The 13,580-nt window shown below is 63.5% G+C and carries 15 protein-coding genes; 11 read left to right on the forward strand and 4 right to left on the reverse strand.

Going from position 1 to position 13,580, the window contains the following annotated elements:
• Nucleotides 1–147 precede the first annotated feature (147 nt).
• On the forward strand, nt 148–576 hold the full coding sequence (locus tag ACK3R5_RS08910; protein WP_411968651.1) for a hypothetical protein: 429 nt from the start codon (nt 148–150) through the stop codon (nt 574–576).
• 47 nt (nt 577–623) lie between these two features.
• Here the strand turns inward: ACK3R5_RS08910 and ACK3R5_RS08915 are convergent, their stop codons facing one another.
• Nucleotides 624–947 (reverse strand): hypothetical protein, encoded by a 324-nt coding sequence (locus ACK3R5_RS08915; RefSeq protein ID WP_411963710.1) that lies wholly within the window; start codon nt 945–947, stop codon nt 624–626.
• Between the two features lie 198 nt (nt 948–1,145).
• Between ACK3R5_RS08915 and ACK3R5_RS08920 the strand changes: the two genes are divergently transcribed.
• From ACK3R5_RS08920 to ACK3R5_RS08935, 4 genes are all read left to right on the forward strand, one after another.
• Nucleotides 1,146–2,168: a hypothetical protein gene (locus tag ACK3R5_RS08920; RefSeq protein WP_411966735.1), complete on the forward strand. Its 1,023-nt coding sequence runs from the start codon at nt 1,146–1,148 to the stop codon at nt 2,166–2,168.
• 63 nt (nt 2,169–2,231) lie between these two features.
• Nucleotides 2,232–3,158, forward strand: a complete 927-nt coding sequence (locus ACK3R5_RS08925; RefSeq protein ID WP_411966736.1) for a hypothetical protein — start codon at nt 2,232–2,234, stop codon at nt 3,156–3,158.
• A 71-nt stretch (nt 3,159–3,229) separates the two neighbouring features.
• Nucleotides 3,230–4,147 (forward strand): A/G-specific adenine glycosylase, encoded by a 918-nt coding sequence (locus ACK3R5_RS08930; RefSeq protein WP_411966737.1) that lies wholly within the window; start codon nt 3,230–3,232, stop codon nt 4,145–4,147.
• 109 nt (nt 4,148–4,256) lie between these two features.
• Nucleotides 4,257–4,757 carry a hypothetical protein gene (locus ACK3R5_RS08935; RefSeq protein ID WP_411963714.1) on the forward strand — a complete coding sequence of 167 codons (501 nt, stop codon included), beginning with the start codon at nt 4,257–4,259 and terminating at the stop codon, nt 4,755–4,757.
• A gap of 21 nt (nt 4,758–4,778) precedes the next feature.
• Here ACK3R5_RS08935 and ACK3R5_RS08940 read toward each other — a convergent pair whose 3' ends face one another.
• Both ACK3R5_RS08940 and ACK3R5_RS08945 read right to left on the reverse strand, forming a co-directional pair.
• Complete coding sequence (locus tag ACK3R5_RS08940; protein WP_411966738.1) at nt 4,779–5,285, reverse strand: hypothetical protein; 507 nt, start codon at nt 5,283–5,285, stop codon at nt 4,779–4,781.
• 79 nt (nt 5,286–5,364) lie between these two features.
• Nucleotides 5,365–5,706, reverse strand: a complete 342-nt coding sequence (locus tag ACK3R5_RS08945; RefSeq protein ID WP_411966739.1) for a DsrE family protein — start codon at nt 5,704–5,706, stop codon at nt 5,365–5,367.
• A 98-nt stretch (nt 5,707–5,804) separates the two neighbouring features.
• On the opposite strand from ACK3R5_RS08945, the gene ACK3R5_RS08950 reads away from it, so the two are divergent.
• The 6 genes from ACK3R5_RS08950 (at nt 5,805) to ACK3R5_RS08975 (ending at nt 13,078) form a co-directional block, all read left to right on the forward strand.
• Complete coding sequence (locus ACK3R5_RS08950; RefSeq protein WP_411966740.1) at nt 5,805–6,383, forward strand: NADPH-dependent FMN reductase; 579 nt, start codon at nt 5,805–5,807, stop codon at nt 6,381–6,383.
• Nucleotides 6,384–6,470: 87 nt separating this feature from the next.
• Nucleotides 6,471–7,058, forward strand: a complete 588-nt coding sequence (locus ACK3R5_RS08955) for a thymidine kinase (protein ID WP_411963718.1) — start codon at nt 6,471–6,473, stop codon at nt 7,056–7,058.
• Between the two features lie 61 nt (nt 7,059–7,119).
• Entirely contained in the window at nt 7,120–7,668 is a 549-nt protein-coding gene (locus ACK3R5_RS08960) for a YIP1 family protein (RefSeq protein WP_411965809.1), read from the forward strand.
• A gap of 100 nt (nt 7,669–7,768) precedes the next feature.
• Nucleotides 7,769–9,964 (forward strand): DHH family phosphoesterase, encoded by a 2,196-nt coding sequence (locus tag ACK3R5_RS08965; RefSeq protein ID WP_411966741.1) that lies wholly within the window; start codon nt 7,769–7,771, stop codon nt 9,962–9,964.
• Nucleotides 9,965–10,099: 135 nt separating this feature from the next.
• Nucleotides 10,100–11,746, forward strand: a complete 1,647-nt coding sequence (locus ACK3R5_RS08970) for a tRNA uridine(34) 5-carboxymethylaminomethyl modification radical SAM/GNAT enzyme Elp3 (protein ID WP_411966742.1) — start codon at nt 10,100–10,102, stop codon at nt 11,744–11,746.
• A gap of 141 nt (nt 11,747–11,887) precedes the next feature.
• Entirely contained in the window at nt 11,888–13,078 is a 1,191-nt protein-coding gene (locus ACK3R5_RS08975) for a mechanosensitive ion channel family protein (RefSeq protein WP_411966743.1), read from the forward strand.
• Between the two features lie 35 nt (nt 13,079–13,113).
• Here the strand turns inward: ACK3R5_RS08975 and ACK3R5_RS08980 are convergent, their stop codons facing one another.
• Complete coding sequence (locus tag ACK3R5_RS08980) at nt 13,114–13,557, reverse strand: GNAT family N-acetyltransferase (RefSeq protein ID WP_411966744.1); 444 nt, start codon at nt 13,555–13,557, stop codon at nt 13,114–13,116.
• Nucleotides 13,558–13,580 lie beyond the last annotated feature (23 nt).

Below are 13,580 nucleotides of genomic sequence, written 5' to 3' on the forward strand. Positions count from 1 at the left end.
ATTCCTCCACTGTCGTCGATTCCGAGTCCAGTTCGTCTCCACATGTGATGTGGTCGACGGCGGTCGAACGACACCTTAGCTCGATTCTCACACCCGCCCCTTCGGATACACGGTGGTTTATATCCGATGCCGGTCCCACCCCTGTCTGTGACAGACGGCACACCTCTTTCGTCGACGCTCGACGACGTGGAACGCGTCCTCCGCGAGGAACACGAGCGACTCCTGCGCGTCGTCGGCCAGTGTGCAGACGCCGTCGCGGCAGAGTGGGACGGTGATTCGCAGACGGACCGCGACAGTGTCGTCCCGTCGTTCGCCCGCGCACTCGACGGGTCGGGTGCGCTCTCGCGCCTCCCGCGCGCACTTGCAGACGCGGTGACTGCAACCGGGCGTCCGATGCCGGCACCGCCAGTCGCCGCCCCGCCGTACGTCGTCGTGACTGGCGAAGGCGTCGTCTTACGTGCGACGGTCGGTACAGAGCGACTGGTGATACTCCTGCGGACGTTCGACGTCGTCGCCGACGACCCGACTCGGTACGTCAGAACCGGCGACGTATCGGTCGAGATCGAGGTGCGCTGAGGCCGGCGTTCCGGTCGACGCTCAGCGTCGGCGGCGACAGACGACGCTCACATCTGGTAGCGACGAACGTCGTCGCGCGGCGGTGCCTGCGACTGGCCGGTCATCTCGTCGTAGGTCATGCCCGCGAGATACTCGTCGTAGGTGACGTCGTAGCCCTGTCGGATGTGGAAGTCGAGTTTGCCCCGTTCGAGTTCTGACTGGAAGAGCGCGTGGATGCCGCGCCGGACGAGTTCGCTCACGTCGTCGGTGTCGTAGAGCGCGAGGAGCATGGCGAGTTCGTGTCGCGTCTCCCGGTCTAACGAGACGTCGAGTTCGGAACCAACGTCGCTGTAGGCCGCTTCCACCTCGTCTGTGAGTTCGTCGAGTGTCATCGCCCGACGATGGGGCAGTCAGCGGGATACGCGTTTCGACAGAGGGACACGTCCGTCGGCGGTGTCGTCGACGCGCCCCTCGCACTGCCGCGGTGAATTTGGTAGAGAGTCGAAAGAGAGTACGGGGCGACTTAGCCCAGAGTGCGGTCAGAACTGAAAAAATCGCTATCCGTCGTGGGGGACTCCTCTCACTCGACGATGTCACAACACACGACACGACGACGGTTCCTCGTCGCCGCAGGATTGGCTGGAACGACGCTCCTCGCTGGCTGTACCGGGTCGACCGGAAGCGGGAGCGGAGACGGTACGACGGCGACGGACACGACCACCGAGACAGCGACCGAAACGGCCGACGACAGCGGGTCGATGGGCGGGATGACGCCCACCGACCCCGCGTCGGCACCACGGGCGAGCATCGACCGGTTTAGCGACTCGGCGGGCACGCTGATGGTCCGGACCGACGAAAACGGCCTCCCAGCAGCAGACGAAGCGGTCGACTTCGACCACGGCCCCTTCATCACACAGGGCCTCGGACCCGACGGTGAAGTCGTCCGCTACTACAACTTCGACGTGCAGACGACGACGCCGGCACCAATCTACGCGCTCTTCCGCGAGGGCGAAGACACGCCTGTCGAGGGGCAACTCAACGTCATCGACGTGATTCCGGGAGACGAGGGCTACAACGACTTCTGGCACGTCCACAAGGTGACGGTCCCAGAAGACTACGAAGCGAACACCGTGACGAGTCTCGCGGATATCGGCGCGGCAGGCTACGAGATGGAGGCGACCGACATACTCGTAAATTGCCCCGTCGTGCCCGATGGCTCGACGGCCTCCATGCGCTACGGCGACGAAGACACCGGCCTCGTCGAAGGCTGGTATCAGGGCAAAGTCGTGTCCTACTTCCAGTTCACGGAAGCACCGCTCACGACGAGCGGGGAGAGCGTCCCACTCTCGCCCATCCACGTCACGTTCAACGTGAACCCCGGTGAGGACGGCGGCGGACCCGCATCTGGGTTCGTGACCGAAGACGGAAGCGACCAGACCCACAACGTCGTGGCGACGCTCCCCGGTGATTCCGGATACTCACCGCTGTGGCTGGTGAACATCTACGACAACGCCGACTTCGACAGCGTCTCGGACCTCGACTCGGCCACGGACGCGGAGCAACTCGCCGCGGGTGCGGCGACGGTCAACTGCCCAATCGTCTCGGTGATGTAAGGCGTAGTTCTCCTCTTTTCGTCCCACAGAAGACACTTATGAGCGATGTGAGTAGCAGTTGACATGCCTCCGTCACGCTCCCGTCGTGCCCTCCTCGGTAGCGTCGCTGGTGCCGCCACCTCCCTCCTCGCAGGGTGTGCGGCGGTGCCCTTCTTCGGCACCGGTTGCCCGTCGAGTTACACGCTCTACGTGCAACCACTCTCAGACGCCGAACTGGCCGATTTCGCCACCGAAGAACCGTACGACCAGTACGAAGAGACGGCGAACGAACTCATTTCGACTGCCGCCAGCGAAGGAGAGGCCACGTATTCGACGTATCACAGTCCACCGTTGCGAGAGGGAATCTACGTCGAACACGACGGGACGTACTACCGCGTCGAACGCGAACAGACGGCGACGCGAGAACGAACCGCCCACGTGGTCAGCATGGAGTACGACCAGGAGACGACGCCGTCCGACGACGCGACTGTCCTCTCGCTCGACGAACTTCCGGAGGCCGACCAGGAAGCGTTCCTGAGCGCGTACCCCGAGAAACTGAAGCGCGGTGGCGACCCACATGGGTTCTCGATTGGCGGATACGAGTACGTCTACCCCGATGGTGCAAACTCACAATTGCTGGACGCTGGAACCGTTTGGATTCGGTACGACGGACGGCCACTCGAAGTGACCGTCAGCGGAACCAAGACTGTCGAAGAAGTGACGTACAGATACACACTCGAAGCGATTGCCGACGACCGGACGACGTTCGTCGCGTTCGTCCGCGACGAGTTCGTCGTCACGCTCGACGGCCTCTCAGAGGCCGAACGCGAGGTGTTCGAACGCGCCATCGAGGAGGACGTCGACGAATGCGAACCGCTCTCGGAGGGGTTCGCTGGCCTCAAAGAGCGATTGGAGGCCGTCCCCGAGGACAGACGACTCGACGATATGGCGTGGCCCGTGGCCTACGAAGGCGACACCTACGACGTGAGTTTCTCCCACGCCGTCGTCTGACGCTCGACGAACTCACGCACCGACCACCCGGCATCGCCACGGCTAAACGCACCCCGTCCCAAGCCCGGGCGATGAGTGACGCGGAGTCTGCGCTCCCCTCTGACCTCGACAGCGACGCAGTCCAGACGGCGCTGGTCGAGTGGTACGAAGACGACCATCGCGAGTTCCCGTGGCGGCGGACCGACGACCCCTACGAGATTCTCGTCTCCGAGGTGATGAGCCAACAGACGCAACTCGGGCGCGTCGTCGAGGCGTGGGAGGCGTTCCTCGACGAGTGGCCGACGGTTGCTACCCTCGCAGACGCCGACAGAGCCGACGTGGTGGCTTTCTGGACGAGTCACAGTCTCGGCTACAACAACCGGGCGAAGTACCTCCACGAGGCCGCACAGCAGGTCATGGAGGACCACGGTGGGGAGTTCCCGCAGACCCCAGATGGTCTCTCGGAACTCATGGGCGTGGGCCCCTATACGGCCAACGCCGTCGCGTCGTTCGCCTTCAACAACGGCGACGCAGTGGTCGACACCAACGTCAAGCGCGTGCTCCATCGGGCGTTCGCCGTGCCTGACGACGACACGGCGTTCGAGTCGGCGGCGTCGGAACTCATGCCCGAGGGACAGTCGAGAGTCTGGAACAACGCCATCATGGAATTGGGTGGCGTCGCCTGCGGCAAGACGCCGGCGTGTGACGAGTCTGGGTGTCCGTGGCGGCAGTGGTGTCACGCCTACGAGACGGGAGACTTCACTGCACCCGACGTGCCGACACAACCGAAATTCGAGGGGAGCAGGCGACAGATGCGTGGCCGTGTCGTTCGAATTCTGGGCGAGTACGACGAGTTGACGCTGGACGAACTCGGTCCTCGCGTGCGAGTCGATTACGGCGGCGAGAACGGTGAGGAGTGGCTACGTGGGTTGCTGGAGGATTTGGACGACGACGGGCTAGTCGAGTTCGACGCCCAGAGCGACGACGGCACCGTTCGGCTTCGTCGCTGACGACACGTGGGTGTCGGTCAGCTAATATCACGTTATCTGGACCGTCACTCGGTCGTTCTCGGTTACTCATCCCATTACTTTCGAGGAGTAAACCAGACTAGTATCTGCTATGTCTCTCGTTACGAGACGAACCGTCCTCAGACTGCTGGGGACGAGCGCTGCCGTCGCCGGGGGGGCGGGACTCGTTGCGGCGAACGAGTACGACAACTCCGACCTGAACAAGGACCTGGCGACGGTCCGGCGCGCGACGAAGCAGTATCACGACGAAGAAACGGCCATCGAAGACGGATACGTCCGAGATGACCACTGTGTATCGAATCCGTTTGGTGAGGGAGCGATGGGGTACCACTACGTGAACTTCGGCCTCGTCGACGACAGCGTCGACTTGGAGAACCCCGAGGGGTTGGTCTACGAAGAGCGAGGCGGAAAACGCCACCTCGTGGCAGTCGAGTACATCTCGACGAGTCCGTTCACCCTCTTCGGACGGGAGTCACACCCGCCGAACGCGGTTCCGTTCTACACGCTTCACGTGTGGGTTTGGAAGGCGAATCCAGAGGGGACGTTCGCTGACTTCAACCCCACCGTCCGGTGTCCGCCAGAACACGCGTAATCGAAGTGTGAATTGTGTCCCTCAATCATTTTTTACGGTGAACGTCTGCGCGTCGTCGCCGTGATAGTCGTGGACGACGTCGACCCGATTCGGTATCTCGCCGTCGATTGAGACGACACATCGGTAGTCGTAACTCGCGTTGCCGCACTCGACGTCCTCGTCCGGGTACCGAGGTTCTCCGCCGACGACGACTCGAAGCGCGTCGCCGTCGAATTCGAGGTTCGAGAGCGTCGGCCGACGACAGTTCTTCGGGTCCATCGTGCCCGTGACGACGACGCGGGACGCTTCGAACGTCGCCCGAACTGTGTCGTCGGTGGGTTTGTGACCGTCGAGAACTCGGAACGTCGCCCGAACACCATCGGCGGTTCGCGTGAGTGGCGTCGGCGACACCGTCTCTGTCGATGGCGGTTCGTCCGACGTGGACGACTCGTCCGTCGGGGACCCGAGACACCCCGAGAGACCGAGAACGCCCGCTATCGCTGTGAGAACGCGCCGTCGTCCGAGTCGCTCGACAGACCTCTCTGGCACGGAAAATAGACAGACCGCTGTCAACTTAACCGTTCGGAGGGGTGTCGGTGTCGCTTACGTGAGGGTGTATCGGTGCCGACTACGGCACTTTCAGATACGCATCGCCCGCGGCCTGTCGCTTTACGAGTTCACCGACGCCCGAGGGGACGAGTTCGATGCCGTCGACGAGTTCGTCGGCAGCGATGTCGCGTCCCGTGATGGAGTTCCGACAGACGCGACAGCGCACGCCCGCTTCGATGAGCGATTCGACGTAGTCGGCGATTGGTGAGTCGGCAGTGAAGAAGTAGACCGAATCACCGTTAGCGAGGAGCGTCACCACCTCGCTATCAGTAGTCTCGTCTCGCAGGAGGTTTCGGACGTTGTTCGTGGCGTGACTGACCTCCGAGAGGGTGCCACTGGACACGTGAAAGACGACGTTCATACGTCATCTTGGACGCGGAACAGCGTGTCTGTTACGCCCGTGCGTCGTCTCTGCCGTCGGCCGACGCTATTTTGACCACCGACCCGATGAGACTCCATATGCAACAGACACACGTGGTCGCAATCGCCGGGAGTCTCCGCGACCACAGTTTCACGCGACTGGCGCTCCAGTACGCCCTCGACGGTGCAGAGGCCGCCGGTGCGACGACCGAACTCATCGACCTTCGCGAGTTCGACCTGCCGCCGCTGAACGCCGACTACGACGAACACGGTGACTCGGCGGCATTCGTCAGCAAAGTCGACGCCGCAGACGCCGTGCTTCTGGGCACGCCAGTCTACCACGGGTCGTACTCGGGCGTCCTCAAGAACGCTCTCGACTACTGTGGGTTCGACGAATTCAGTCAGAAGACGGTCGGTCTGCTCGCCGTCGCCGGCGGGTCGTTCCCCGTCACGGCCCTCGACCACCTGCGTTCTGTCTGCCGGTCGTTGAACGCGTGGGTCCTCCCCCATCAGGCCGCAGTCCCGCGTGCCTCCGCGGCGTTCGAAGGGACCGAACTCGTCGACGACGACTTGCGGAAACGCATCGAGCGCCTCGGCCACGACGTCGTCCAGTACGCCAACATCGAACCCGAACCATCGACGTTCGAGAGCGACGAAAACGTCGGTGCCGACGACTAAGCGCTCGTCACCAGCGACGGTCACGAATCGCTGAGAGTCGGCGCGGATGAACAATCGTTTTGACCCTGCTCGTCCCCCTGTTGAGATATGCACGCCATCACGCGAAGCGGTTGGGTCGAGGTCATCTCCGGGTCCATGTTCTCGGGGAAGACAGAGGAACTCTTACGGCGTCTCCGGCGCGCGGAAATCGCCGGACAGGAGATTGCCGTGTTCAAACCGGCACTCGACGACCGGTACGGCGATACCACCGTCGGGTCCCACGCAGGACGCTCGTGGGAGGCCAGCATCGTTCCCTCGGAGGGCGAGGGCGTCTGGCAAATCGTCGAGGAACTCAACGGCGAGGACGTCGTCGCCATCGACGAGGCGAACTTCTTCTCTGCGGAGTTGGTCGACGTCTGCGAGCAGTTGGCCGCCGACGGAAAGCGCGTCGTCGTCTCCGGAACCGACCAGACGTTCCGCGCCGAACCGTTCGAACCCCTCCCGCAACTGATGGCACTCGCGGAGTACGTCGACAAACTGCAGGCAATCTGTACTATCTGCGGCGAACCCGCGTCGCGCAATCAGCGTCTCATCGACGGCGAACCCGCTCACGTCGACGACCCGACGATTCTCGTCGGTGCCGAAGAGTCCTACGAGGCCCGATGCCGGAACTGTCATACACTCCGGCGCGACTAGAGAAACCGTGACTACTTGGGTCGAGACCCCCCGTGAAGGCCGTGACCGTGGTGTCTCCGGTATCCTTCGTGCGTGGGTCGCCGTCCTCGTTCGCCCCCGTCAGTTCTTCCGTGACGGCGTCGCGCCGGGCGACCAAGCACCGGGCCTGCTGTTCGCTATCGCCGTCGCGCTGGTCTATCAGGGCCTCCAGTACACCTTCGCCCCGGCGACGATACCCGCTATCGAGGGCGGCCCAGTCGTCTCCGCAGTGATTGCCCTGCTCGTCGTCGCGCTCTTCGTCGCGCCGGCGTTGCTCCACCTGACGGCGGCGATTCAGACGGCGCTTCTCATCCCGCTTTTGTCCCGCCGTGCCGGCGTGAGCGAGACTGTACAGGTCATCGCGTACGCCGCCGCACCCTGTGCGCTCGCCAGTGTCCCGATTCCGGGACTCCGCGCGCTCTGTGTGGTGTACGGTGCCACACTCCTCACTATCGGTATCAGCGAGGTCCACCAGACTTCGCTCGCCAAGGCAGCGCTCGGCGCCGCCGTTCCCGCAGGTGTCGTCTTTGGCTACGCATTCGGCGGTTTTCGGGCGATTTCGAATCTGGCGGCGGCGCTCTCACTGGTGTAGTTTTCCCGTCTCGGACCACAGAAATTCGGCCACACGCGTGTCTCTCTAGCCTGAGCGCTTTTCGACAATCGTTTTAGTTAGGGGTTGTTTGCTAACTCCAATGGATTGGATTACGCACGAGGAGGACGTCTGGTTCGAGTTCCGGGGCAATAGTCCCCACCAACTCGTTCCCGGCCGTTTCTACAAAGGCACCGTCGACGGGTACGCCGACTTCGGTGTCTTCGTCGACCTTGCACCCAACGTCACTGGATTGCTTCACCGCAGCGAACTCGACCGCCGATTAGAGACCCTCGAATGGGAACCCGGCGACGACGTGTTCGTCCAGGTCAAGAACGTCCGCGACAACGGTAACGTCGACCTTGGATGGTCGATTCGAGAGACCGAGTCCGAGTTCCGCGGCGCTCGCGTCCACGACCCGGACGGCGACGCCGACGGCGACCCCATCGAGAAAGACCGCGGCCGTGGCGGTTCTGCCGCTATCAAGACTCGACCGAAGACGGGCAAGACGACGAAACCCGCCGGCGCGACGACGAAGGCCGTCGAAGAGACGAGCGAACCCGAGCAGAAAGCCGCCGAGGCCGAACCGGAGCCCGTCGAAGAGACGAGCGAACCCGAGCAGAAAGTCGCCGAGTCGACCGAGGGGCAGGCCCCGACCGCTAAAGACGTCGTCGAGGATATCGCAACGGAGGACGCGTCCGAGGCAGACGCAGAAGCAGACGCAGAAGCCGAAGCCGAAGCCGAAGCAGACGCTGTCGAAGCGGAACCCGTCGAAGAAGCGACCGAAGAGACGGCCGCCCCCGAACGCGTCGCGCTCGACGACATCGAGAACCACGTCGGAGACGTCGTCCGCGTCGAAGGCGAAATCGCGAGCGTCCGCCAGACTGGCGGTCCGACCGTCTTCGAACTCCGCGACGAGACGGGTGTCGCCGACTGTGCCGCCTTCGTCGAAGCGGGCGTCCGTGCCTACCCGAGTGTCGAAGTGGGCAACTTCGTCCGCATCGACGGCGAAGTCGAACGCCGCCGCGGCGAACTCCAAATCGAGACCGAAGAACTGACGATTCTCGGCGGCGACGAAGCCGAGACGGTCTCTCAGCGTCTCGCTGACGCGCTCTCGGACGAGGCACGACCCGACGCCATCGCCCCGCTCGTCGACCACGAACCGGTCGCCTCCGTCGGCAAGTCGCTGCTCGACGCCGCCGAGGCCATCCGCCGTGCCGTCCTCGAATCGCGCCCCATCGTCGTCCGTCACACGGCGACTGCAGATGGCTACGTCGCCGGTGCCGCAGTCGAACGCGCCGTGCTCCCGCTCATCCGCGCGGAACACCCACGCGACGACGCCGAGTACCACTACTTCACCCGCCGTCCGCTCGAAGAGGCCGTCTACGGCATGGACGCCGCCACGAACGACGTGACGCGGATGCTCGAAGACCGGGACCGCCACGACGAGAAGCTCCCGCTCGTGCTGCTCCTCGGTGCGGGTTCGACCGCCGAGTCGCTCGACGGCCTCGGCCTGCTCGGTGTCTACGGTTCCGAGCGTGTCGTCGTCGACGCCGCGCCCGCAGACGAGGAAGTCGCCGCCGAAGTCGACGTGCTCGTCAACCCCGCCCACGAGGGTGCCGACGCCAGCGACCTGTCGGTTGGGGCACTGGCCGCGACGCTCGCCGCCGCCGTCAACGAAGACGTGCGCGACGACGTCTCGCACCTGCCCGCAGTCAGCTACTGGGAGAACTGCCCACAGCAGTATCTCGACCTGGCTGCCGAACACGGCTTCGACGCGGACCTCGTCCGCGAACTCCGCGAGGCTATCGCGCTGGAAGCGTACTACCAGTCCTACCAGGACAAGCGCGAACTCATCGCCGACCTGCTGTTCGACGCCGACGAGGGCCTCGCCGGCCACGTCTCCGAACAGTTCCGCATCAAACTCGAAGACGAAATCGAGACGGCGGAGGCGAACCTGACGGTCCGCGGTGTCGACGACGTCTCCGGTATCGTCCTCGACTCCGACGCGTTCAGTCACCGCTTCGACTTCCCGCCGACCAGCCTCCTCGTGGACGAACTGCACCGCCGCAACCGCGACGGTGACAAGTTCGTCACCATCGCCCTCGGCATGGACGAACTGTACCTCCGCGCGACTGGCGCGCTGGACTTCCGCGCAGTCGTCGAATCGGCCGCCGAGAAGGCACCCGAGGCCGGACTCGCCGCCGCAGGCATCCGCGAAGGCCGCATCGAGTTCCTCTCTGGCGCACGCGACGAGGCCCTCGACGCCGTCTTCGAGGCCGCTGCCGAGCAGTTCTAAGCGACAATCCAGACTCCTCCTCGTTCGTTCTCGACGGAGGGCTGATTCGACACCGTCGAGCGACACGCTTATCCACGAAACGGCCCGATTCGCGCCTATGACCCGTCACCACGTCGCCACCCGGGAGGTGAGTCCGTGAGCGCCGACACCGAGTCCGAGGCGTTCGAGCGGACCTGCGAAGCGCTCGTCGAGCGCATCCTCGCGGGCGACGTCGACCGCGACGACCTCGAATCGGCGAAACTCGACGCCTGTTCCGAGCACTCCTCGCCGAAGGTGCCGAAGAACACCGAGATTCTGCAGTACGCACCCGAGGACCGCCGTGAGGAGGTCAAAGAGGTCGTCCGACGAAAACCCGTCCGCACCGCCTCCGGCGTCTCACCGGTCGCTATCATGACCTCGCCGCACATGTGCCCGCACGGGAAGTGTCTCTACTGTCCCGGTGGGCCGGCGAGCGAGTTCTCCTCGTCGCAGTCGTACACCGGTCACGAACCCGCCGCCGCGCGCGGCGTCCAGAACGATTACGACCCCTACGGGCAGGTCACGCTTCGCCTCGAACAACTCCGCCACATCGGCCACCCGGTGGACAAGGTGGAACTCATCTTGATGGGCGGGACGATGACCGCCCGGAGTCACGACTACCAGGAGTGGTTCGTCAAGCGAGCGCTCGAAGCGATGAACGACTACGACCTCTCGAAAGAGCCAGAACCCGCCGAGGAGAAGTCGTTCGCCCCCGACCCCGAGGATGTCGAGTTCAAATATCTCGAAGACGTCATCGCGGAGAACGAGACGGCAGACATCCGCAACATCGGGACGACGTTCGAGACGAAACCCGACTGGTGTGACCCCGAGCAAATCGACCGGATGCTCGATTTGGGCGCGACGAAAGTCGAAGTCGGCGTCCAGACGACCTACGAGCGCATCAACCGCGAGATGCACCGTGGGCACGGCGTGCAGGCGTCTATCGACGCCAACCGTCGCCTCCGCGACTCGGCGTTCAAAGTCGGGTTCCACATGATGCCCGGGCAACCGGGGATGACCCGCGAGATGTGTCTGGAGGACTTCCGCCAACTGTTCGAGAACAGCGACTGGCGGCCGGACTACCTGAAAATCTACCCGACGCTCATCGTCCGCGACACCATCACCTACGACATGTGGCGTCGCGGCGAGTACGAACCGCTGAACAACGAGGAAGCGGCCGACATCGTCGCGGAAGTCATGGGCATGATTCCGAAGTACACGCGCCTCCAGCGCGTCCAGCGCGACATCCCGGCGGACTTCATCGACGCCGGTGTCTGGAAGTCCAACCTCCGGCAACTCGCGTCCCAACGGGCCGAAGAGAGGGGTATCGTCCCCCGCGACATCCGCGCCCGCGAAGTCGGGATGAACGAGGCGGACCCCGACATGGACCGCGTCGAACTCGACGTGATGACGTACGAAGCGTCCGGCGGGACGGAACACTTCATCTCGTTCGAGGACCCCGTCGAAGACTTGCTCATCGGCTTTTGCCGCTTGCGATTCCCCGGGAACCCTGTCCGCCGCGAACTCCAGAACGCCGCACTCGTCCGTGAACTCCACGTCTACGGGTCCGAGGCCGGCATCGGTGCCGACGGCGACTGGCAACACAAGGGCTTCGGCCGCAAACTCCTCGCCCACGCCGAAGAACTCTCCCGCGATGCCGGATTCGACAAGATTTCGGTCATCTCGGGTATCGGTGTCCGACAGTACTACAAAGAGAAACTCGGGTACTATCAGGACGGACCGTACGTGTCGAAGCGGTTGTAAGCGAGGTTCGAAGTTTTTCCTCCAGGTTTTTACGGGACGAACGGCCCACCGATTCTCACTACTGGTAGTGTCTCCGCCACGTTTTTCCCCTCTCAGAATCCTGACTGGTACGATGACGGTCATGGGGGGCTCGTAGGGGTCATGCAGACGTGGGTAGACAACGTTCGCTCGACACTCGCACAGTTCGTCTCGACCGAAGAGCGAATCGGTATCTCGGCAGCGCTCGTCGCACTGGCACTCGGGACGGCACTGTATCTCGCACCACGTGCAGTCTCGAGAGCGGCGACAGAACTCGACAGACGAGTTCTCGAACATCCGAAGGTTCCAGACGCCGTCAACGACGTCGCGTGGATGTTTCCTGCGACCATCGTCGTTCGAACGCTTCAGTCCAGCATCTTCGTCGGGGTGAGTCTGTCGTTACTGTGGTTGTGGGGCTTCGAGACCCTCGCGTCCGACCTGGCGGCTATCGTCACCATGGCGCTCCCGAACGTCGCCAAAATCGGCGCGACGCTCGTTCTCTTCGCGGCGGCAATTGCCGGCACGAACGTCCTCGAAGCGCAGTTAGAGTCGTACGCGAAGAACTCTGAGAACATCAACGCCCACCAGCAGGGAATCGCCTTCCGCGTCCTACAGGTGGTCGTCCTCCTCGCCGTCGCCATGGCGACGCTCACCGTCTGGCAGTTCGAAATCGGTGGCATCCTTGTCGGTGCCGGGTTCCTCGGCATCGTCGTCGGGATGGCCGCCAGACAGACCCTCGGGTCGCTCATCGCCGGGTTCGTCCTGATGTTCTCCCGGCCGTTCGAACTCGGAGACTGGGTGCAAATCGACGACGCGGAGGGTATCGTCACCGACATCACCATCATCAACACGCGACTGAGCAACGCCGACGGCGAGGCGGTCGTCTTCCCGAACGACCGAGTGACCAACGCGAAGATAGTCAACCGGACGAAACGCAACCGCCTCCGCCTCAGACTCGACGTCGGAGTCGACTACGAGACAGATATCGAACACGCTGAAGACGTGGCCAGAGAAGCGTTGACCGACCTCGACTTCGTCGAGAGCGTGCCGGAACCACAGGTGATGCCGAAGGCGTTCGAAGACTCGTCTATCGGCCTCCAACTCCTGTTTTGGATAACGAACCCCTCGGCTCCGCGCCGGATGCGAGCGAAAGCCGAGGTGCTCCGAAACGTCAAACTGGCGTTCGACCGCGAAGGCATCAAAATCCCGTTCCCACAGCGCGAACTCCTCGCTCGCGAAGAAGCAGACGGATTCAAACTTCGAAACGAACGCCGAAGTCAGCCAGTCAAAAAGTCCGTGTCGAACGAAGACTGACGACCGGAGCGTCGCCCTCGTTTTGGCGAAACCGCCTACAACGACTTCTCCATCTTGACGTGCGGAATGCCCGCCTCGTCGAACACGTCACTCGTCGTCTCGTAGTCGAGTCCGTGGTAGAATCCCTCGGCGGACGTCTGGGCGTGGAGGACGAGTGTGCCGAACTCCCGCTCTCTCGCTTCGGCCTCCAGTGTCTCCATCAGTCGCTTCCCCCACCCTTCTCCGCGGGCGGATTCGAGGACTGCGACGCGTTCGACTTTGCCGACGCCGTGTTCGTACTCCCGGAGTCGGGCCGCGCCGACTGCCTCGTCGTCTCGATAGCCGACGAAGTGAACTGACTCTGAGTCTGGTTCGTCGTACTCGTCCCACTCTAACTCCTCGTCGACGCCCTGTTCGTCTACGAATACGGCCTTTCGGACCGCAAAGGCGTCTTCACGTCCCGCGTCAGTCGTGACGACGCGAACGTCAGTGTCGGTCATGGACGGTGGTTCTGCGGGCGACT

This window comes from Haloferax sp. YSSS75 (assembly GCF_046764215.1).
In the GTDB taxonomy this organism is placed as follows: domain Archaea; phylum Halobacteriota; class Halobacteria; order Halobacteriales; family Haloferacaceae; genus Haloferax.

What these genes read in the sequence shown, in the direction of transcription:
- ACK3R5_RS08915 (WP_411963710.1), bottom strand. Translation starts at nt 947, where the DNA reads ATGACACTCGACGAACTCACAGACGAGGTGGAAGCGGCCTACAGCGAC.
- ACK3R5_RS08920 (WP_411966735.1), top strand. Translation starts at nt 1,146, where the DNA reads ATGTCACAACACACGACACGACGACGGTTCCTCGTCGCCGCAGGATTG.
- ACK3R5_RS08925 (WP_411966736.1), top strand. Translation starts at nt 2,232, where the DNA reads ATGCCTCCGTCACGCTCCCGTCGTGCCCTCCTCGGTAGCGTCGCTGGT.
- ACK3R5_RS08930 (WP_411966737.1), top strand. Translation starts at nt 3,230, where the DNA reads ATGAGTGACGCGGAGTCTGCGCTCCCCTCTGACCTCGACAGCGACGCA.
- ACK3R5_RS08935 (WP_411963714.1), top strand. Translation starts at nt 4,257, where the DNA reads ATGTCTCTCGTTACGAGACGAACCGTCCTCAGACTGCTGGGGACGAGC.
- ACK3R5_RS08945 (WP_411966739.1), bottom strand. Translation starts at nt 5,706, where the DNA reads ATGAACGTCGTCTTTCACGTGTCCAGTGGCACCCTCTCGGAGGTCAGT.
- ACK3R5_RS08950 (WP_411966740.1), top strand. Translation starts at nt 5,805, where the DNA reads ATGCAACAGACACACGTGGTCGCAATCGCCGGGAGTCTCCGCGACCAC.
- ACK3R5_RS08955 (WP_411963718.1), top strand. Translation starts at nt 6,471, where the DNA reads ATGCACGCCATCACGCGAAGCGGTTGGGTCGAGGTCATCTCCGGGTCC.
- ACK3R5_RS08965 (WP_411966741.1), top strand. Translation starts at nt 7,769, where the DNA reads ATGGATTGGATTACGCACGAGGAGGACGTCTGGTTCGAGTTCCGGGGC.
- ACK3R5_RS08975 (WP_411966743.1), top strand. Translation starts at nt 11,888, where the DNA reads ATGCAGACGTGGGTAGACAACGTTCGCTCGACACTCGCACAGTTCGTC.
- ACK3R5_RS08980 (WP_411966744.1), bottom strand. Translation starts at nt 13,557, where the DNA reads ATGACCGACACTGACGTTCGCGTCGTCACGACTGACGCGGGACGTGAA.